Below are 19,724 nucleotides of genomic sequence, written 5' to 3'. Positions count from 1 at the left end.
CCTCCTCTACCCCTTGTTTATGCCTTCATGCAGTTACCGATAATTTCATCCCAAGTCTGGTAGATTTCAACGATTCTGTTAGTTTCCCGCTGCAGCCCGCTCTGCACAACAATCATCTCCAGATCGCCAATCGCCCGGATGCTGTGCAGAATCTTCATCGGAATGTGCAGAACATTGCCAGCCTTCACCTTCATGTAATTTCCGTTCTGGATAAACTCCCCTTCCCCTCTCACAATCGTCCAAACTTCCTCACGGTACTGATGCATACGGTAACCAAGATTCCGCTGATCCTTCACACACACGCGCTTCGTTGCCACACATCGCCCGTCCTCATAATTTTGGTCATCCAGAATTCGTAACCAGCCCCATTGCCGTTCCTCGAACATCGGCCCTTGGCCGTAGTCAATGTAATCCTTGATTCTCGTGCTGGCGCTTTTGTCCGCCACCAGTATGCCATCCGGACTGACAGCCACCACAATATTCGATAAGCCAATAACGGAAACGGGAATGTCTATTTCATTAATGAGATGCGTATTCACACAGTCGGCGCTGATAGTGCCTTTGCCGATTTGCTCCTGCTTCATTTCTTCCGTTAATGTATTCCAGGTGCCAAGGTCCTTCCAATAGCCCGCATAAGGAACAACCACAATATGCGCTGTCTTCTCCACCACCTCATAGTCAAAGCTGATCTTGGGAAGCAGATGATACTGGTTGACTAAGTCCTCGTACTGCAGCGGGCAACCACTGCGCTCCATAATGTCCAGTAGATAACCGAGCTTGAAGGCAAATACGCCGCAATTCCATAACGCCCCCTGCTCCAGAAGTAGAGCCGCCTGTTCTTCGGTCGGCTTTTCTTGGAAATGGTCTACCTTCTGATAATCCACTCCAGGCTGCTGCTCCCGCGCCGGAACGATATACCCGTATTTGGCGGAAGGATACGTAGGCGTTACTCCGATCAGGGCAAGTTCTGCTTCCGATTGGTCCAGTACCTGTTCCAAATGTTTTATTGCTTCAAAAAATTGCTTATCCACATAAGGATCTACCGGCAGGATGGCGATGGTATCCTCGGGCGTTGCACCTTCGCATGAATACAGATATGAAGCCGCCAGTATAATGGCCGGGTATGTATCCCTTCGGTCCGGCTCAATAATCAAAGGAGCCTCTGCCCCGATCTGAAGCCTCATCATTTCTATCTGCGCTGTACTTGTAGCAATGTAGCTGGACCCGGCGAGCCCGTTTGCTTCAATCTGTCCCCATACCCGCTGAACCATAGATACCAAATCGCCGTCTTCATTCTCCAGCACCTTGAGAAATTGCTTGCTCCTGGCATCATTCGACAGCGGCCATAGTCTTTTTCCGGAACCCCCGGACAATAGAACCAATTTCATCTGCATATTCCTCCACTCTGCATTAAAAAAAGCCTCTTTCCAGAGACTTGTTCGCAATGGCAGAACTTTTTTTGTTTTTCCGGAAGGTCTTCAAGAAACGATAAATGTATACCGGATTATTGTACGCATATCTCTTCCATAACCGCTTTGGGTCACTACCTAACCGGTACAACCACTCCAGACCGGACTTTTGGAAGAACACAGGCGAGCGTTTAATCGTCCCGGAGATAAAGTCGAAGGCGGCGCCGACGCCAATCATGACACCGTTGATCTGTGATCGGCTGTTATACATCCAGATTTCTTGTTTAGGGCAGCCGAGGCTGACAAATACCAGCTCTGCCCCGCTGTCATTAATCATGCCCGTCACCTGCTGATGCTCTTCCTCCGTAAGCTCCCTGAACGGTGGGGAATAGCTGCCCACAATATCCGCCCCCTGATAATCACGATTTAGGCTGTGCACCAGCTTTTCCAACGTTTCTTCCTTTCCGCCGTACAGAAAAATCTTATATTTCTTCCTGCGTGCTTCTTCGCATAGGCGCAGCATTAAATTCGGGCCGTCAACGCGATCCTGTTCTGTGAACCCGTACATTTTGAGCGCCCAGACAAGCGGCATTCCGTCCGGCGTACAGAGGTCGGCCGTTTCCAGCACTTCGGCCAGTTGCGCATCATTGCTCGCAGTAACCAGCGAATGCGTGTTGCAGATACACACGTAGCGGCTCTCTTTGCCCACAATCCAATCTTCAATCACGGAAACCGTCTGGTTAAAATTCAGCGCCGAGATATTAGAGTTTATAATTCTCGCCGTACTGTAAAGCGAATCTGTTCTCATTATCCTTCTCCTTTACAACCTCGTCATAAATCTGTGACAAAGCGATAAAATTGGCTTCCTCCGTATACAAGGCATTAAACCGCTCCTTAACCGTTTCCCTGAGTCGTGGGTACTCCTCGTAATCTAACGCCTGTCTCAGCACGCTGGCCATATTGCCGATATCATCATGGGCAAATTGAAAGCCGGTTACCCCTTCCGGTACAATCTCCTGCAAGGATCCGATCCGGCTGCAAAGAACCGGAGTTCCGACAGAATAAGCCTCAACAATGGTCATCGGGAATCCTTCATACCAAATGGAAGGAACCACCAGATACCTGGCCTCACTCATCAGCTCCAGCACTTTCTCTCCAGGCTGATTTCCCAGAAAATGAATACTGCCTCCGCTATACTGGTCCTCGAGCTTTTCTTTCTCCGGACCGTCTCCGACAACCAGCAGTTCCGTGCAATCTTTATTGGCCAGCCCGCTCCAAGCCTTAAGTAAATTCTTAACCCCCTTCTCGGCAGAAATTCTTCCTACATATAACATGTATTTGCCGGCACCAGTCTCTGGAACAGTGGAGTGCGCTACGGTTGATATGAAATTGGGTTTGACAGTAATCCGCTCCGCTGGAATCCCCCCTTCAACAAATTTGTTCCTGGAGAACTCGGTTAAAGCAATATAACGGTCCACCTTGTTGTTCCAGGTTCCCAGCAGTTGATTCATCGCAATCATTGAAACAACAGGCAGTGTTTCCACCTTGGATCCGCGGTAACAGCCATTGATAACGGAGTGGATTAACGAACCATGCAGGCATTTCTCACATACGCTGCCATCCCTTAAAAAAGTAGCTGCCGGACAGAGCAGCCGGTAGTTGTGCAGCGTCTGTACAACAGGAACGCCCATCCGGTTGCAGGCATAATAAACGGACGGGGAAATCAGCGGAAAAAAATTATGGACATGAACCACATCAGGTTTCATGTCCAGCAGCTGTTGTTTTATTTTTTTGTATGCGGATGGGGACCATGCGGCACTTAGTGCTGTTTTCACTTTTCCGGCGGTCCCCTGGTTCTTCAGGTCATCATTATGTACAGAATAGATCTGTACTTCGATGCCCCTGGAGCGGAGCAGTTCGGCCTCCTGGGCAACCACCTTGTCTTCGCCGCCGCTTTGCTGGTAATAATTATGAATAAGCAGCACTCTTTTCATCGTCCAGCCCCTCCTTATTCAAAACCGATCGCCTGCAGCATGTCATCGGCAATCTGATCCCAGGTCACTGCACTTATTGTATTGTACGCCTCAGTTTGCAGCCGCTTATGAAGGATTTCATCGCTTAACAACCTACCGCTAGCCTCTGCCCATAATTCTTCGTCAAACTGTTCAATAATGATTCCGTTGAAGTTATCCTTAATCAGCGTAGAAGCTCCCCCGTTTACCGATGAAATGACCGGCACCCGGAAATACATACTTTCCATCAGCACCATGCCGAAAATATCATAGTTCGTAGGAAACACCATCACATCGCTGGCCTCGTAGATCTGCCATAGATCTTGTTGCGCTACTTTCGGGAGATGGAGGATATGGCTATCCAACTGATGATTTCTGCTGAATTCGAAATACCTGCCGGTATCCTCCGGTTTGCCGTCACCGACAATTAACAGCGCAATGTCTTCCTCCAGCCTGCTTTTTAAGGCATTGAATACCTGGAGTAGAAATAAAATGTTGCGCCGCTCCTCCAATACTCCAATGTACAGCAGCACCTTCTTATCTTTTAAACATTCCAGCTTCTCTTCCAGAACCGGATTAGGTTCCCGCCGCATATTAATGTTATCCCGGTCCAGCCCCACACCGAGCGTATGCACATTGGCAAACCCTTTATCCGCCAGAAACTGCTTGGCTAAATCGGATTTCACAAAATTATATTTCATGTTCCGCTTCATCTTCGGCAGGCACACAACATCGTAGGCTCTGCGGACCAGGAGGTTATTGTTGTCGCTGTAGGGCCCATGATAGAGCACCAGCTTCTCAGGACATATTTTCGCAAGCATATAGCTCATGATCTGGTTATATTCCGTGGTGATGATCAGATCGTACTGATCCAGAAACGGCTTCCGGAGAATTCGCCTGTAAATGCTATTGCTGAGTACCTTCAGACCCTTCATCCATAGAATCCGCAGCGTATGCCCGTCAGCCTGATCCACCACCTGGACCGACTCATCCTCTTTCGGCACATAATACACAATGTCACAGTCATGGCCTTTTCTGATTAACGCCTTGCCGAATCCGATCTCCTGCAGATTATAGGAATCCGGATTAACCTTGCTGGCAAAATTACGGAGATATAAGATTCGCATTTGGACCCAATCCTTTATCCGATTTTTTAGTCAAACATTTGATCACAATCAGTGTGGCAAAGAACATCCACATGAAATTAGGATAGGTCGACGGCTGCAGAGTAATGCCAAACAGTATGATCACTGTATACAGGATGATAAGGGAGAACCGGCCCAGCGGGTTCACTCCCCGCCATATATAGACGAACAGTGCAGTATACAGGATGAAATATAACAGTAAGCCTACGAGGCCTGAAACCAGATACATATTAATAATATCGTTGTGCGACTCGAACACTTCATGTCCCTTGCCGACCAGCTTCTCGCCGGTGGACAGATTGCTCATATACTCCAAAGTCCGCTGCCAGCGGTATCCGCGTCCCCGCAGGAAGGAATCATCGCTCACATCTAAAGTCCCGACAGCACCAGTCATGACTGTCAAACTGCCTTCAATAAAATTTAATGAGAAGAATTTCATTCTCAGATTAATTAAATATACAATCCCCAATAACGATGCCGTGTTAAGGCCGATCATGATTTTTTTCTGCCCGCCCTGCTTGCTGTCCTTTACTAAGGCATACAGCTCAAAGGAAACCATAATCACCGCAATAATAAATGTGGATGTTCTATGGGTCGACAGTACGGTTATAAATAAGGACAATAAGACGACGGAATATTTAGTGAGCGCATTGATCTGGCCTGCGGAATAAAAAATGTAGGATAGCAGCACCGAGAATATCATCAGTCTGCTGAGCGAGCTGGGCTGAATATAGCCGCCTGAAGACCTTCCTACCCACTCTCCGCCTACAACGTCGAAATAGGTGTACTCCACCACCCCCAAATATTGAAGAAAGGCAATAATCATCGGAACTATGCATACCAGGATATAGAATGTATAGAATCTTTTAGCCGGAAAATGCTCTTCCATGTAGCCGCTGCAATAGAGTAGAAGCATGGGTGAGAACCCTGCTGCGAATCTTGTAATATCTACAAGCGCTGATCCCTTGGCAGGGGTAAACCACAGATTGATCAGCCACAGTATGGCTATGAATAACATTGCGTATAGAGCAACATTCAGTACCGGCTCACTTTTCTTACGGGTCATTAAAAAAAACAGCGCAACCCATGCAATAAGCACCAGTCCGGCGGCTCCGCCCATATTTAAGGACTCTCCATCAAATCTGCCTTGCAGATCAATGATGGGCCTGAAAGCGATGATGAGCATGATGAGCTGAAGCAATAAAAGTGATAATTTGTTCTCTTTCATCGGCAAAGCATTTGAATACATGTTCATCGCCTCGTTAATTGGTCAATTTAAGTAATGGTCACAAATCGCCTGGAGTTTCTCCAGATCCAGCATTATATCTAGCTTATTTCCTTCACCATATTTCGCTTCCGCCTGCACATTCCTCAGGTTTTTCCCTTTAAGATAGGAATACCTGGCTCCTGCGTAATTAGCGAGTGTATAGAAGCAATTGTGCGAGTATCCATCCGGCATCAGTTCAACAACTACCGTCCCCGGCCTGATAAATAATAAATTGGTCAGTGCAGCACCGTGAGGCGCGATAATAAATTCTGCGGCTGCAAACAGCTCCGCCTGCTGCTGGATGGACAACCCGTCCATCGCCACCTCTTCAAAGCCCAGCGGTTTGAGTAGCTCTATAATGTCTTCCTCATTTAAAACTTTCCGTTGAGTCACATTTCCCCGCTTTACGTACAGCCGTTTGCCGGCTGTAATCTCTACTTGAGCAGATCCGGCAAACAGCTCCCGGGTGAACCGGAAGTTCGCTTCTGTCACCGGAGAGAACCCGTTAAACGGCTTCCTTTCACTGAAAGCAGCAATCAGCGTATCCGCGCTGCACGGTTTTTGAATGATTTTCTCCCGGGGAATTCCTGCTCTGGCCAGGCTTTCGATATGAAACGGCAGCAGCGGCCCCGCTCCAAAATAAAAATAAGGAATGTGATCAAGATCGTAATACTTTCGATACATTCCCAAAAGCGGCAGGGTTAGACATAACCAGTGATAGTAGTTTGTAGTATCTGTATTGGAGAGATAAGCAATCACCCCGTTCAGCTTTTCCGGTTTGCCCAGCGGCTGATGATAGATCGGAAGGTTGGCAAACTGCATTCCGGGTTCGTAATATACATTCAGCGCCGCGTCCAGCAAGTGGTTATTGCGAAAAGAAAAACCGCTGCCGGCAGCGGTTTCTACGAGGGTGATTTTATTCTGGGCCTTGAGGGGATTCATAGATGCTATATCAATTTCCTCCGGGAATACGGGAGGCCGTGTATATTCTGAATTTTCGTCGATTGTCCGGATGACATGAACGGCTTGCCCGTCAAAGACAGCTGAGTTAGACCAAGAAACAGGAATATAGCTTTTGCAGACCGTACTGAAGGTTGCATAAGAGTATCTTTTTACTCGTTTTAGCGTACTGTGCAAATTCCTTGGAACAAATTTCCGAGCTTTAACCTTCAATGTCATTGTTCTTGATCCCTCCCCAGCTTCTGATCGGCTTCGCATACAGCAGGCTTGCATACAATTCATTGATTTCATCCGCAAAGACGGACAAGTCGAAATGTTTTTTATAAAATAATCTAATGCTCTCCCCGTCCCACTTGGTACTTAACAGTTGGAGGATTCCCTGATAGGTATCCATCATGTCATTAACATTCACGAGGATTCCGGAAGAGCTGTCCACAAACTCGGGAACGCCTCCGGTCTTGCTGCCAAGGACCGGCTTCCCGCAAATCAGTGCCTCAAGAAACACTATCCCGAAGCTCTCATGCCTTGAGGTCAGCATGAAATAGTCGCAGGCACACATATAAAGCCCTACTTGATCATAATCCACATTCCCATAAATCGTTGTTTCCTGCTCGATGTGATGCCGGATTATTAATTCACGGTATACCTCCCGTTCGCTGCCTTCCCCCAGAACATGCCAGTGGAAGCGGAGCTCCGGGCGGTTTTGTTTCAGCAGACCCAGTGCTTCAATTAGAATATCCTGCCCCTTCTTATAATTAAGCGTTCCTATGGTCATAAAATGCAGGACATCCTGATCCAGGCCCAGTAACGCTCTGGCGCTACGGGAGTCAATAATATTCAGCTTGCTTAGATTCACGCCATTATAAATGATTTTTGTTCTAACCGAATCCGCTGGCAGCCGGACTGATTTCAGCAATTCGCTCTCCGCACTTTGGCTTACAGGAATAATGACGTCGGCTATTTTTAATAGCTTGTTTAAATACCAGCGGATGATTCTCCTGTCGGTATGAAAACTCATCTGGGCTTCATGATTATGAACAACAACCCTTATTCCCAGTAATTTAGCCAGGAGGATGGCTGCCGTACCGTCAGGGTATAGCCAGTGGGTGTGTACGATATCAAATTCCATTTTATTGCGTTTGATGAACAGCCAGACACTGATCAGCATGAACAGCCACTCCAGCGGATACAGCAGCGGCAGCTTTAGATACTTTGGATAATAGACGGTGTAGCCAGGGCGCCCGGCTTCGCGGGAATGGCCGTACCATTGCCGGAATTTCCCGCTGATTCTGGAGAGAAGCTTATTCGAATACGGAACTGGGGCCAATACTGTAAAGTGATAGTTCTCCTGCTCGGCCTGCTTATCAACCAGATTTTCCACGAAAATGCCTTTCACCCGATTGGTGTCATTGGGGAACAACCTTGTCAGTACCAGTACCCGTATCGGATTCAATGCCGCACTCTCCTTTCTGCTTTATGAGTTTCAGCCGCCTGTGCCTATGTTAATGACTGCTGCACCTGGTCTGTCTCTATATCGGTCCGCAAGAAGCACAAGGCATCCTTACTTTTTGCGTTGTTAGAAGACATCGATAATAGCTAATGGGCCAGATCCGGGCAATGGTATACCTGGCGGAATCGCCTTTAAGATCATCTACAGCTTCTCTTTGATGGTATCCATGGGATAGTTATTGTTTATGGTTTGCACTCACGCTCACTCCTTTTCGCAGGAACCTCTCTTTAATGACGCTATTCATATACTTGAAGTCATTGCGGTCATACAGGATACTCTTTAACGGAACGTTAAAAACTCTCGGGAGCTGAAACAAGGTGATGATGAGCCTTACCAAACCGCCTGTTAACAAGGCCAGCGCAACACCGAATAATCCTAACAGCGGAGCTAGTAAAAAAAACAAACTGATGGTTACGATAATCCCGACAAGCTGTCTAAATATCACACTCCCTGCCCTCGCAATGGCAATAAAAGATGAGGAAAGAATTAATGTACCGCCGCTTACAATGCACTCCATAGACAATAAATAGAAGGAAGAGCTCTCTTCCAGAAACTGACTCCCAAATAGTAAGCCCAAAAGATATCTGCCGATAAACATACTAGGGATCAGAATGATCGTCATTATAAACATGGAGGTTCGAAAAGCACGGCCTACGGTTGCAATAATTAATTCTGAATCTTTGCCTGTCACTTTTGGAAAAATTACTTCCGAAATCGCAGTCTGCACGGCACTGAAAACTCTGGACTATGAAAATACAACAGTATAGAGTCCAAATTCTCTGGGAGACAATAAAGAAATAATGATAATTTTGTCGGCTTGGTTATACACCGTTCCCAGGATTTCCTGTCCATAAATTATAATCCCATAGCTCAGAAGGGGTCTTACCCTTGTCTTGGAAAATTTCTTAAAATCAATCGTCATATGCGTCATTAAATGTCTAATACATATAATCAATACAATAATGGAGGTGCACAGATATACAAGCGTTGATGAAAAGAGGCTCAACCCTCCAAGCAGCCACAGCAGGACTAAACCTATCAAAGTGATCAGTGAAGAATTTAACTTCATGCCATTATAAATATGAAATTGATCAATAGCTTTGGATAAAGAGAGCAGGATGTTAATGATGATCTGCAATGGAACCATTACTAAGGTAAATAATTGTGCAATATGAATTGCTGATTGGGAATATTGCTGCAGCATTATTGGAAGAAAGAACCATAGAATGACACCAACTATTGCTCCTAATGGAACAATAATCGAAGTGCAAATCTTAATGTAATCGGAGGCATGCTCCGGGTCCTTTTTCAAATTGTAGATTAAGGAAGTCGGCAGCCCGAAACTCATTAAGCCTGCAAATAAAATTGGCCAGAACGTAATGGCCGCCAGTTCGCCCTTCCCCACTACCCCCAGCATCCTTGCTGTAAGAATAGACGTCAGAGTCGTCAATACCAGCACGACAACATTGGTGAAGCTTGTGCGGAAAATGACGCCGGCAATTCCCTTTCCTCTAAACACTTTTCTGATTGCTATTACATTCATACCGGCATCACACAGCTTTACTCTGATTTATAGGTTGTCTGGCGCGGGAACCGAGGACTCCGGCAATAACCCCGCTGCCATACATAACATTGGTTAAGAATCTGATTCTGAATTTTACATTATAAAAAGTGAACAGGAGAGCAAACGACGCAGCTACCAGCTTAACAGCCGACTTCCAGCAAAATTCTGATTTCTTCTCACTTCTTAGCGCATCCGTTACCCCTTGCCAGTACATTCTTCTCAGAAACCACTTAGCGGTCGACCGGCTTTCAGCAATTTTATGTTCAACGCTGGCGAAAGGCGAGTAGAATATCTTGTATTTCTGCCTGATGCGGGCAATCAGTTCACTTTCCTCACCAGACAGCAGATTGCTTCCGATCCGTCCCAAATCAACCCGAAAGGGATCAAGCACCTGAAAAATACTTGTCCGGAACGCGACATTCGCACCAAACGGAATCCCGCTATCCATTTCTTTCAGCACATCCGAATAATCCAGTATGGAATATAAGGTTCTATACTTGGCAGGCAGCCATTGAGGGGCCTTTCCCTGCCAGATCGGATCAATTCTGCCGCCTACACAGCCGATGGATTCATCCATTTCGAAGACCTCAAGCATTTTCTGAATCAGGCTCTCGCTTGCCACCGCGTCGTCGTCAATAAATAGAATATATTCACCCCTGGCTTCGCGGATCGCCCGGTTTCTGGCATAGGACAGGCCCAGATTCTTTTCAAGCACATAATGAATCCGGGGTTCCAAGTAATCTTGGTACCCCAAGACAATCTCTTTGGTGTTATCTGTGGAGCGGTTGTCGATCACAATGACTTCGAATACACCGGGGTCAAAATCTTGGCGGATGCAGCTATCGATCGCCTCCTTCAGGTCGAATCCCCGGTTATGTGTACAAATGGCAACAGTCGCTTTCATCCTCTACGCTCCATTCCCTTAAATGCGTTTCTCTAGGTTAATCGTTAAATCGGAAGCTTCAAATGTTCTACAGCTCTGAGCTCCGACTCTACCCGGAGCAAATCCTGGTCAACCATCATCTGAATAAGCTCGTTAAAACCCACTTCAAGCTCCCATCCCAGCTTCTGCTTCGCCTTGCTGCAATCCCCAAGCAGTAAATCGACCTCCGCCGGTCTTACAAATTCCTGATCAATCACTACATAATCGCGGTAATCCAGGCCCACATAAGAGAAGGCGACTTCCAGTAGTTCCCTTACGGAGTGCATTTCCCCGGTCGAGATCACATAATCATCCGCGTAGTCCTGCTGGAGCATCAGCCACATCGCTTTAACATAATCACCAGCAAAGCCCCAATCGCGCAGTGAATCGATATTCCCCATACGCAACTCGTTCTGCAGGCCCAGTTTTATTCTGGAGACGGCATCCGTCACCTTTCGGGTCACGAACTCAATGCCCCGTCTTGGGGATTCGTGATTAAACAAAATACCTGAGCAGGCAAACATATTAAAGCTTTCGCGATAATTGACCGTGATCCAGTGTCCGTATACCTTGGCTACACCATACGGGCTTCTTGGGTAAAAGGGTGTTGTTTCGCATTGCGGTGTTTCCTGAACTTTGCCAAACATCTCACTGCTGGACGCCTGATAGAACCGGCAGCCCGGCTTCATAATGCGGACGGCTTCCAGCATATTGGTAACAGCAACTGCTGTGATTTGTCCGGTTAGCAGCGGCTGCGGCCATGATGCGGCAACATAAGATTGCGCAGCCAGATTATACACTTCGTCCGGATCTGAGAGTCTCACCGCTTCTATGAGCGAAGCGAGATCTGTCAGGTCGCCGGAAATCCATTTAATTCTATCCTTGATACGGGCAACATTTTCATAGTTAGGTGTACTGGTTCTTCTTCTCAAGCCATAGACCTCGTAGTCTTTTTCCAGTAAAAATTCTGCCAGATAAGACCCGTCTTGGCCGGTAACCCCAGTGATTAATGCGCGCTTTTTCATATAAGCCCTCCACCGCTAATTATTGTTTGACCAGAAACTCTGTTTGGAAAGTCCTATACAGCTCCTGCAGTCCTTCGGCCAGTGGAGTCTGCGCCGTCCAGCCAAGTGCGTTGATCTTGGACACGTCTACCAGTTTCCGTGGTGTCCCGTCCGGTATGGATGAATTGAAGCTGATTTCACCCTGATACCCGACGATTTCCATAATCATACCGGCTAAATCCTTGATCGCAATATCTTCGCCTACCCCAATATTTACGATTTCGCTGTCCTCATAATTCTTCATTAAATAGATGCAGGCATCCGCCAGATCATCGGAGTGCAGAAACTCCCGTTTCGGATTGCCGGTGCCCCACACCTCAACGACCGGCTGATTCTGCACTTTGGCTTCATGGAATTTACGGATCAGTGCCGGTAGGACATGGGAGGTATGCAGATCGAAATTATCACCCGGCCCGTATAGATTTGTCGGCATTACCGAGATGAACCTTGTTCCGTACTGCCGGTTATACGACTGGCACATATTGATCCCGGCAATTTTGGCGATCGCATATGGCATATTCGTCGGCTCCAGCTCACCTGTCAGCAGATGTTCCTCTTTCAGCGGCTGTGGAGCATACTTGGGATAAATGCAGGTGGAGCCCAGGAACATCAGCTTCTGAACCTTTGCCCGGTAAGCCGCATCAATGACATTGGTTTGAATCAGCAGATTATCCCTGATGAAATCCGCAGGATAATCGTTGTTAGCAGCAATCCCACCTACTTTGGCAGCGGCCAGAAAAACATAATCAATCTCTTCAGTCTCGAAAAAATCATCCACCTGCTGCCGGTCTCTTAGATCAAGCTCTGAGCTGCTGCGGGTGATCAAATGACTGTAGCCCTGTTGTTCTAGTGCCCGCATGATAGCAGAACCCACTAAGCCTTTATGTCCTGCAACATAAATACGGTCAGTTACATTCACTCTACAGCACCTCCGGTTCATTTAATAAGCGTCTTTGGAGCCGATCAGCACCTTGAACGTCTTGAAGATAATTTTCATATCCAGCAGAAATCCCCTGTTATCTATGTAGCTCAGATCGAGCTCCACCATATCTGCGAAGCTAAGCCCGTTCCGTCCGCTAACCTGCCATAGCCCTGTACAGCCTGGTGTAACCACTAGGCGCTGCTTGTCATATTCCGTGTACTCCGCTACTTCCCGTACAAGGGGAGGACGGGGGCCGACGAGAGACATATCGCCCTTTAGAACATTGAACAGCTGCGGCAGTTCATCCAGACTGGTCTTGCGCATAAAGCGGCCTACTCTGGTGATCCGCGGATCATCCTTCATTTTGAACATGGCACCGCGGATTTCATTCTGCCCAAGCAAATTATCCAGCAACTCCTCGGCGTTGGAAATCATGGAACGGAACTTATAGATGCGAAATGGCTTCTGATCCTTTCCGATTCTTACTTGGCTGAAGAACACCCGGCCTTTGGGATCTTCCACTAGTATCATTAGCGATAGCAGCAGCAAAAACGGAGCTAAACATATTAGCCCCGCGCCTGCTGCAGTAATATCTAATGACCGTTTCACCATTAAGTAGAATAATTGCTTGCGCTGCTTTTTCAATCCTGTACTGACGTAGTAGCCTGTAGAATTCACCGTCAGTTCTGCTTCATTAGACTGTGAAGGGATCATTCATTATCACCTCTTGCCGCTTAATAGACATTCTCGCGTTCCCGCTTGATCAGCTCTTCCAGCGCCGGGAGAAGGGTGTGCTTAAGCTCTTTGCGTTCCAGGGCGAACTCAACCATCGTCATAATAAAGCCATGCTTTTCTCCCACATCATACCGTTTGCCTTCGAAATCATAAGCCAGTACACCGCCGCCTTCGGCCAAATTCAACCTCTGGATCGCATCGGTCAGCTGGATTTCACCGCCGGCGCCAATCTCCTGTCTCTCCAGGTAACTGAATATTTCCGGAGTAAGAACATATCTGCCCATTATAGCAAGATTCGAAGGCGCCTCTCCCGGCTGCGGCTTTTCAACAAAACGGCTTACTTCATACAGCCTGCCATAAGCATCGCTGGGATCAACAATGCCATAGCGGTGAGTCTGGTCGACGTCAACCGTCTGCACACCGATTACCGATTTGCCTGACAGTTCGTACTGCTTGATTAATTGCCGGGTGCAGGGCACCTGCGCCTGAACAATATCATCGCCCAGCAGTACCGCAAACGGCTCATCGCCAATGAAATTCCGCGCGCACCAGACGGCATGCCCGAGGCCTCTTGCCTCTTTCTGGCGGATATAGTGAATCTCCACATGAGACGAGCGTCTGACTTCATCCAGCAGATCCAGCTTCCCCTTGTCCTGCAGCATATGCTCCAGCTCAAAAGCAATATCAAAATGATCCTCTATCGCCCGCTTGCCCTTACCCGTAACAATAATAATATCTTCGATCCCCGAAGCAATGGCTTCCTCGACAATATATTGAATCGTCGGCTTATCCACAATCGGGAGCATTTCCTTCGGCATGGCCTTGGTGGCCGGAAGAAACCTAGTGCCAAGACCGGCAGCCGGTATAATTGCTTTTCTTACCTTCTTCATCTTGAGCACCCGTCCTTATTGTTCAATCTCATATTACATATTATAAAAAAGGGCATTTAACCCCTCCTCACGTCACACCCTTGACGATTAACGTCTAAGGTCGCCTGACCCACAGCATGACCGAGTGCCTCCATTGATAACGGTTAGGAGACATCACCTTATTATAGAAGGAATTATTTTAATAGCTGTAGGATTTCAGCTTCTGATCCACTTTTTTAGGCTTCTTCTGATTGAGAACAACACCTAAGATACGGGCATTCACGATCTCCAGGCTTGCTTTTGCCCTGGCTAAGGCCTCCTGCTTAACGCCGCCTGAATTAACTACCAGCAGAACCCCGTCGCATTGTGCCGCTAGTATCTGGCTGTCGGCAAAAGATAATACAGGCGGTGTATCAATAAAGATGAGATCATAGCGGTGTTTCAGCTCCGTTAATAGACCGGACATCTCGCTGGAAGCCAGAATCTCCGAAGGATTGGAAGGCACAGGCCCTGCGGGAATCAGCTCCAGATTGCGGAGCAGTGTACTCATCGCCGCATCCCGCAGCTGGCTCTGGCCGTTAAGCAGCGTGGATATTCCCGCTTCATTAGAAGTGTTGAAAATAAGGTGCTGGCAGGCGCCCCGGATATCGGCATCAATCAGCAGCACACGCTTGCCCGCCTGGGCAAAGGCTACAGCCAGATTGGCGGCAATCGTGCTTTTGCCTTCATTCCGGTGGGTGGAGGTAATCATGACTGTCTGGAGCTTCTCGCTGCGCGTTGAGAATTCAAGATTGGTGCGCAGCCGCTTATAGGCTTCGGAAACTTCGATGTCGATGTCCATTTCTGTAATCAGACGGTATTCAGGCGTTGAGCGTGACATCCGTACCCCTCCTTAATGAAGTATTGTTGTCTCTCTTATTCTTATTCTTCCGTTTTGCGTTTACACGGGGAACTGTTGCCATGACAGGGAAACCGATAATTCCGGCAACATCACCCTCCGTCCGCACGGTGTCATCCAAATAATCCAGCAGGAATACCAGACCCAGACCCACCATGAATGAGAGCACCAGGCTGATCATGATATTAAAATTGGCATTGGTTGCGATTGGAGCCGCATTGGCCTGCGGATCGGCAGCATTCAGGATACTCACATTGTCGATCTTCATTAACTTAGGAATTTCATTCTGAAATACAGTTGAAACGGCGTTCACAATATTAGCTGCGCGGCTGTAGGAGTTGTCGATAGAGTAGATGGACATGACCTGGGTATCGTTGACGGATGAAACGCCGATTTTGTGTATTAGTTCATTTGCGGTTAAGTGGAGCTGGGGATATTGTTCGACGACAACGTTCATAATGCGGGGGGTCATAATGATTTCTTTGTAGGTCTTGATTAATTGAATATCTGAATTGATCGTTGCAATATCCAGCCTGCCGTTCTCTAAGGACAAGCTTCGATTCTCATTCTGGTTCACAATAATTTTCGACGACGCCGTGTACAGCTGCTCGGTCATGGTGTATGAATAAATTCCTGTCGGCACACCACTCACGATCATCAGCATCAGAATTAACCAAAGGCGTTTGCGGATAATCGCCCAGTATCCTTTTAACTCCATTTTCTCTCCTCCAAATGTACAGATATGTCTATTGCCCGATAAATTATTCATAGCGAGAACTTTTCTTTTACTAAGCAAATTAACCTCTCTGATCCAGCACTTGCCCTCTGGGATTTACATCTTGTGTCGAATAGCACATACCCTTTTCATAAGCTTTTTCATATCCGGCAATAAAAAAAGGCTTGGGAACTGGCAGAAAATTCAGCTTGGGCTGCTCATATGGCATGATCTGCTTCTGCTTACTACCTGCCTTGCCCGCCACCCGGGCAAGGGTGGTCCAAGCCTCTGAAGTGTCGCCGATTTCAATTTCTGTAACTGTTACTCTCACCGAATTTTCATTCCCTTCTTTAGTTCAATCCAGCTTTGATTTTCCACAACTTAATTCATATAGAGAATCCTTAGGACTGATTATATTCATTTCGAATATATTTGTAAATCATTTTATTTTCCTTAATTTTCTTTCCATAACATCAATACCATTCGTTTTGAATCTTAAATAGATTATATACCATAAAATATTTGCATTACGAATAACTTTATGTATAATATGGTCATGATTATAACAAAATGTCCCAGATGGAGGTAATCATGAGCGTCATTACCGGCATCCTCAATTTCCACAACGATTCTGCACATGAAGAGGGCCGTAATATGATACAGGCACTCGAACAATACCCTTCGGATGATACCGGGACCTGGTCTGATCAAAGGATATTCTTGGGGTGCGCAGCACGCTGGATTACTCCTGAATCAGTGAATCAGCCCTTACCTTTCTACGATATCCGGCATCAGCTCGTGATTACGGCAGATGCCATTATCGATAACCGCAAGGAGCTGTTTGACCGGTTACAAGTCGATTCCGGCTTGCGGAGCAGCATGTCCGACAGTGAATTGATCCTGCTAGCCTATCTGAAATGGGGAGCAGAGGTAAACGATTTTTTGATCGGGGATTATGCTTTTGTCATATGGGACGCCAGAAAACAGCTTTTGTTCGGCTCCAGAGATCATTTGGGTAATCGAACGCTCTATTACAGTCATGATGAGCAAAAGTTCTCGTTTTGCACTATAATTGCTCCATTTTTCAGGATCCCTACCGTACACAAACATCTGAATGAGACCTGGATCGCCGATTTCCTGGCCATTCCCGGCATGCATGAATCAAACGATGCCTCCAGCACCCCATACCGCAACATCCTGCAGTTGCCTCCCGCCCACAGCTTTACCGTTAAGGACAGAATGCTCCGTATCACCAGCAGCAATAACATCATACTACCGGCACACAAAATGAAATTTGGCTCAAGCGGGGAAGTTCTAGAAGCCTTTCAAGCACTATTTCAAGAAGCCACAGCAGCCAGACTGCGCACGTTCCGCCACGTAGGAGCAACCTTAAGCGGCGGACTGGATTCCGGGGCTGTGGTCAGTCAGGCAGCAAGAGCCTTACAAACAAACGATAAAATTCTGCATACGTACAGCTATGTGCCACCCGACGATTTCGAGGATTGGACGGGGAAAAGCCGGATGGCCGATGAGCGGCCTTACATTAAGGCTACGGTGAATCATGTCGGAAATATTAAGGATACTTACGTAAACCTTCCCGGCCAAAGCCCGTTTACAGAAATCGACACGATGCTGCAAGTATTAGAAGCTCCCTATAAAAATTTTGAAAATTCCTTTTGGATCAAAGGCATCTACGAGCGGTCGGTTCAAGATGATGTCGGCGTTCTGCTAACCGGAGCGCGCGGTAATTACACGATCTCCTGGGGATCTGCCGTCAATTATTGCGTTCATCTGCTGCAGAGCTTTAGATATCTCCGTTTTCATCAGGAAATGAAGAATTTCAGCCGTCAGATGGGCATTCGCCGAGCCAAACTATTCCCGCTCTTGGTTAAAAACGCTTATCCCTCCCTTGACAGAACTGCGGCGACGCAGGCGGATTTCCCCCTGCTGATCAGTCCGGAGTTTGCGGAACGTACACGGGTCTTCAGCAAATTGCAAGAAGAGCAAAAGAAGCTGACTGCATCCGTAAACAACCCGATGAAAGACCGGGAGGCCTATTTCAGCAATCCCTCACTGTTAAGCCTTCAGGGCAGCTTTGGTGCAAGGCTCTCTGTGCGCTATGGATTATGGGAAAGAGATGTGACCGCTGATCTTCGGCTCATCCGCTTTTGCCTGTCTCTGCCTGCAGAACAATACATTCACGACGGCATGGGCAGAGCACTGGTTAGACGGGCCACGAAGCATCATTTGCCTGATCAGGTCCGGTTAAACCAGCATATTCGCGGCGTTCAGGGCGTGGACTGGATTCACCGGATGCTTCCTTCCTGGGATGACTTCCGCCAAGAGCTTGAAGAGCTTTGTTCCGATCCGAAGGCAGCACATTTTTTAAATACACTCAAAGTTAAAGAAATATTAAGCAGCAAAGGTACTGTTGCTAAACCGGAACAGGCCATGGATTTAGACACACGGTTCCTGATGCGAAGTTTAATCGTGTACCGTTTTCTGAAGGCATTTTAACTGAAGGGAGGTGAAAATGATGAAGCAAGAATGGAAAACTCCTCAACTGGAAGTTCTGAATGTCAGTAAAACGATGCTTGGCGAGGGAACCCACTTTGTAGATTGGACTATTGTTGGAGGCAAACTGGATTTGGATATTACGGATACGGATACAGGATATCCTCTTCCAACAATTCCTGGAGTTCCGCCATCCTAGGTAATTTCCCATTACAGATATCCATATCCATGGCTTCACTTGGTTTGGAAGAACCGGTGAGGCCATCATCTCAAGTTTCAAAGAAAGTGGCGGATGAACCCTATGAAGAAAACAATATATACAGCGTTCGGGTTAAACATATCCAGTGAATATCTCTTCCCGGAACTCACCCAAACCTATTGTGAGGATCGTGAAATCGATGTCACCATTGAAACGGGAGATCTAACGGAATACTGGGACAGCTTGGGCCCGCAGCAGGATTATTACACAGTGGATAACGGCAATATCGCCTTCAATATGCCGGGAGCGGCAATTTTCCTGGTGAAGCAAGGAAATAACATCATCATCTCTCCCTTTGAGGGTTCCGATGAACGAATGATCCGTGTGTACCTGCTTGGAAGCTGCATGGGCGCTCTGCTACTGCAAAGAAAAATCCTGCCGCTGCATGGCAGTGCCGTCGTTATAGATGGAAAAGCTTTTGCCTTTATCGGTCACTCCGGTGCGGGAAAATCCACACTCGCCGCCGCAATGCGGGGCATCGGACTGCCTTTACTGACTGACGATGTGATCCCGGTTACGCTGAACGAACAGAATATTCCGATCATTATCCCGGCCTATCCCCAGCAGAAGCTGTGGAAGAAAAGTATCGACGCCCTGGGACTCAATGCTCTCTCTTATTCCCCTCTCTATCAGGAAGTCGATAAATATGCTATTCCGGTCACCGGGCAATTCAGTCAGGAAGCAGTTCCTTTAGCAGGAATATTTGAGATTACCGTGTCCAGAAACGATATGACGGAAATCCGCCCGGTGCTTGGCCTGCATCGTTTTCCCGTTCTCTTCAATCATACTTACCGGAACTTTCTGGTCCCTCTGCTCAATCTGGAGGATTGGCATTTCAAAATGTCGGCATTAATTATTTCCAAAGCCTCTTTCATGACGATCACCCGGTCAAATGCGGCTTTTACAGCCGATCATCTTACCGCTCAAATACTGAATCTGATCCAAAAAGGAGCGTAGGC

At 47.3% G+C, this 19,724-nt stretch carries 20 protein-coding genes; 3 read left to right on the top strand and 17 right to left on the bottom strand.

All coding sequences use genetic code 11. The features are described from left to right. Positions 1-17: 17 nt before the first annotated feature. From AQR02_RS01570 to AQR02_RS01495, 17 genes are all read right to left on the bottom strand, one after another. Entirely contained in the window at positions 18-1,388 is a 1,371-nt protein-coding gene (locus AQR02_RS01570; RefSeq protein WP_054939101.1) for a sugar phosphate nucleotidyltransferase, read from the bottom strand. A gap of 22 nt (positions 1,389-1,410) precedes the next feature. Beyond that, positions 1,411-2,217, bottom strand: a complete 807-nt coding sequence (locus tag AQR02_RS01565; RefSeq protein ID WP_054939100.1) for a WecB/TagA/CpsF family glycosyltransferase — start codon at positions 2,215-2,217, stop codon at positions 1,411-1,413. Further along, positions 2,171-3,403 (bottom strand): glycosyltransferase, encoded by a 1,233-nt coding sequence (locus AQR02_RS01560; protein ID WP_054939099.1) that lies wholly within the window; start codon positions 3,401-3,403, stop codon positions 2,171-2,173. Before AQR02_RS01560 ends, AQR02_RS01565 begins: the two co-directional genes overlap by 47 nt. A 14-nt stretch (positions 3,404-3,417) precedes the next feature. Then, positions 3,418-4,548, bottom strand: a complete 1,131-nt coding sequence (locus AQR02_RS01555; protein WP_054939098.1) for a glycosyltransferase family 4 protein — start codon at positions 4,546-4,548, stop codon at positions 3,418-3,420. Continuing rightward, on the bottom strand, positions 4,526-5,794 hold the full coding sequence (locus tag AQR02_RS01550; RefSeq protein WP_209444107.1) for a hypothetical protein: 1,269 nt from the start codon (positions 5,792-5,794) through the stop codon (positions 4,526-4,528). The genes AQR02_RS01555 and AQR02_RS01550 overlap by 23 nt, the downstream gene beginning before the upstream one ends. 42 nt (positions 5,795-5,836) lie before the next feature. Beyond that, a complete protein-coding gene (locus AQR02_RS01545; RefSeq protein WP_159067661.1) occupies positions 5,837-6,775 on the bottom strand; it encodes a glycosyltransferase family 61 protein in 939 nt (312 codons plus the stop codon). A 220-nt stretch (positions 6,776-6,995) separates the two neighbouring features. Then, positions 6,996-8,246, bottom strand: a complete 1,251-nt coding sequence (locus tag AQR02_RS01540; RefSeq protein WP_054939095.1) for a glycosyltransferase — start codon at positions 8,244-8,246, stop codon at positions 6,996-6,998. A gap of 232 nt (positions 8,247-8,478) precedes the next feature. After that, a complete protein-coding gene (locus tag AQR02_RS33315; RefSeq protein WP_245237035.1) occupies positions 8,479-8,994 on the bottom strand; it encodes a lipopolysaccharide biosynthesis protein in 516 nt (171 codons plus the stop codon). Positions 8,995-9,048: 54 nt separating this feature from the next. Beyond that, the gene (locus tag AQR02_RS33310; RefSeq protein ID WP_245237033.1) at positions 9,049-9,822 is read right to left on the bottom strand and encodes a lipopolysaccharide biosynthesis protein; all 774 of its coding nucleotides are present in this window, start codon (positions 9,820-9,822) and stop codon (positions 9,049-9,051) included. A gap of 31 nt (positions 9,823-9,853) precedes the next feature. Continuing rightward, positions 9,854-10,771: a glycosyltransferase family 2 protein gene (locus AQR02_RS01530; RefSeq protein ID WP_054939094.1), complete on the bottom strand. Its 918-nt coding sequence runs from the start codon at positions 10,769-10,771 to the stop codon at positions 9,854-9,856. A gap of 44 nt (positions 10,772-10,815) precedes the next feature. Continuing rightward, positions 10,816-11,814, bottom strand: a complete 999-nt coding sequence (gmd, locus tag AQR02_RS01525; protein WP_054939093.1) for a GDP-mannose 4,6-dehydratase — start codon at positions 11,812-11,814, stop codon at positions 10,816-10,818. A 19-nt stretch (positions 11,815-11,833) separates the two neighbouring features. Further along, a complete protein-coding gene (locus AQR02_RS01520) occupies positions 11,834-12,772 on the bottom strand; it encodes a GDP-L-fucose synthase family protein (RefSeq protein ID WP_425339953.1) in 939 nt (312 codons plus the stop codon). Between the two features lie 21 nt (positions 12,773-12,793). Beyond that, complete coding sequence (locus tag AQR02_RS01515; RefSeq protein WP_054939091.1) at positions 12,794-13,489, bottom strand: sugar transferase; 696 nt, start codon at positions 13,487-13,489, stop codon at positions 12,794-12,796. Between the two features lie 20 nt (positions 13,490-13,509). After that, the gene (gene galU / locus AQR02_RS01510; protein ID WP_054939090.1) at positions 13,510-14,400 is read right to left on the bottom strand and encodes a UTP--glucose-1-phosphate uridylyltransferase GalU; all 891 of its coding nucleotides are present in this window, start codon (positions 14,398-14,400) and stop codon (positions 13,510-13,512) included. 178 nt (positions 14,401-14,578) lie between these two features. Further along, on the bottom strand, positions 14,579-15,259 hold the full coding sequence (locus AQR02_RS01505) for a CpsD/CapB family tyrosine-protein kinase (protein WP_054939089.1): 681 nt from the start codon (positions 15,257-15,259) through the stop codon (positions 14,579-14,581). Continuing rightward, complete coding sequence (locus AQR02_RS01500; protein WP_054939088.1) at positions 15,240-15,995, bottom strand: YveK family protein; 756 nt, start codon at positions 15,993-15,995, stop codon at positions 15,240-15,242. The genes AQR02_RS01505 and AQR02_RS01500 overlap by 20 nt, the downstream gene beginning before the upstream one ends. A 79-nt stretch (positions 15,996-16,074) precedes the next feature. After that, positions 16,075-16,323, bottom strand: a complete 249-nt coding sequence (locus AQR02_RS01495) for a hypothetical protein (protein WP_054939087.1) — start codon at positions 16,321-16,323, stop codon at positions 16,075-16,077. A 260-nt stretch (positions 16,324-16,583) separates the two neighbouring features. Here AQR02_RS01495 and AQR02_RS01490 point away from each other — a divergent pair, with 260 nt between their 5' ends. From AQR02_RS01490 to AQR02_RS01485, 3 genes are all read left to right on the top strand, one after another. Then, entirely contained in the window at positions 16,584-18,509 is a 1,926-nt protein-coding gene (locus AQR02_RS01490; protein ID WP_054939086.1) for an asparagine synthase-related protein, read from the top strand. Between the two features lie 19 nt (positions 18,510-18,528). After that, the gene (locus AQR02_RS35410; protein WP_108721954.1) at positions 18,529-18,705 is read left to right on the top strand and encodes a paeninodin family lasso peptide; all 177 of its coding nucleotides are present in this window, start codon (positions 18,529-18,531) and stop codon (positions 18,703-18,705) included. A 102-nt stretch (positions 18,706-18,807) separates the two neighbouring features. Beyond that, positions 18,808-19,722: a phosphoenolpyruvate carboxykinase (ATP) gene (locus tag AQR02_RS01485; protein WP_054939085.1), complete on the top strand. Its 915-nt coding sequence runs from the start codon at positions 18,808-18,810 to the stop codon at positions 19,720-19,722. The last annotated feature ends 2 nt before the right edge of the window (positions 19,723-19,724 follow it).

The organism is Paenibacillus ihuae (assembly GCF_001368795.1).
In the GTDB taxonomy this organism is placed as follows: domain Bacteria; phylum Bacillota; class Bacilli; order Paenibacillales; family Paenibacillaceae; genus Paenibacillus_AQ; species Paenibacillus_AQ ihuae.
This window is presented reverse-complemented; position numbering and strand designations above follow the sequence as displayed.

Bases quoted from the DNA above. Each gene is read 5' to 3' on its own strand.
- AQR02_RS01570 (WP_054939101.1), bottom strand. From the start codon at position 1,388: ATGAAATTGGTTCTATTGTCCGGGGGTTCCGGAAAAAGACTATGGCCG.
- AQR02_RS01565 (WP_054939100.1), bottom strand. From the start codon at position 2,217: ATGAGAACAGATTCGCTTTACAGTACGGCGAGAATTATAAACTCTAAT.
- AQR02_RS01560 (WP_054939099.1), bottom strand. From the start codon at position 3,403: ATGAAAAGAGTGCTGCTTATTCATAATTATTACCAGCAAAGCGGCGGC.
- AQR02_RS01555 (WP_054939098.1), bottom strand. From the start codon at position 4,548: ATGCGAATCTTATATCTCCGTAATTTTGCCAGCAAGGTTAATCCGGAT.
- AQR02_RS01550 (WP_209444107.1), bottom strand. From the start codon at position 5,794: ATGAAAGAGAACAAATTATCACTTTTATTGCTTCAGCTCATCATGCTC.
- AQR02_RS01545 (WP_159067661.1), bottom strand. From the start codon at position 6,775: ATGAATCCCCTCAAGGCCCAGAATAAAATCACCCTCGTAGAAACCGCT.
- AQR02_RS01530 (WP_054939094.1), bottom strand. From the start codon at position 10,771: ATGAAAGCGACTGTTGCCATTTGTACACATAACCGGGGATTCGACCTG.
- gmd (WP_054939093.1), bottom strand. From the start codon at position 11,814: ATGAAAAAGCGCGCATTAATCACTGGGGTTACCGGCCAAGACGGGTCT.
- AQR02_RS01515 (WP_054939091.1), bottom strand. From the start codon at position 13,489: ATGATCCCTTCACAGTCTAATGAAGCAGAACTGACGGTGAATTCTACA.
- galU (WP_054939090.1), bottom strand. From the start codon at position 14,400: ATGAAGAAGGTAAGAAAAGCAATTATACCGGCTGCCGGTCTTGGCACT.
- AQR02_RS01505 (WP_054939089.1), bottom strand. From the start codon at position 15,259: ATGTCACGCTCAACGCCTGAATACCGTCTGATTACAGAAATGGACATC.
- AQR02_RS01500 (WP_054939088.1), bottom strand. From the start codon at position 15,995: ATGGAGTTAAAAGGATACTGGGCGATTATCCGCAAACGCCTTTGGTTA.
- AQR02_RS01490 (WP_054939086.1), top strand. From the start codon at position 16,584: ATGAGCGTCATTACCGGCATCCTCAATTTCCACAACGATTCTGCACAT.
- AQR02_RS35410 (WP_108721954.1), top strand. From the start codon at position 18,529: ATGAAGCAAGAATGGAAAACTCCTCAACTGGAAGTTCTGAATGTCAGT.
- AQR02_RS01485 (WP_054939085.1), top strand. From the start codon at position 18,808: ATGAAGAAAACAATATATACAGCGTTCGGGTTAAACATATCCAGTGAA.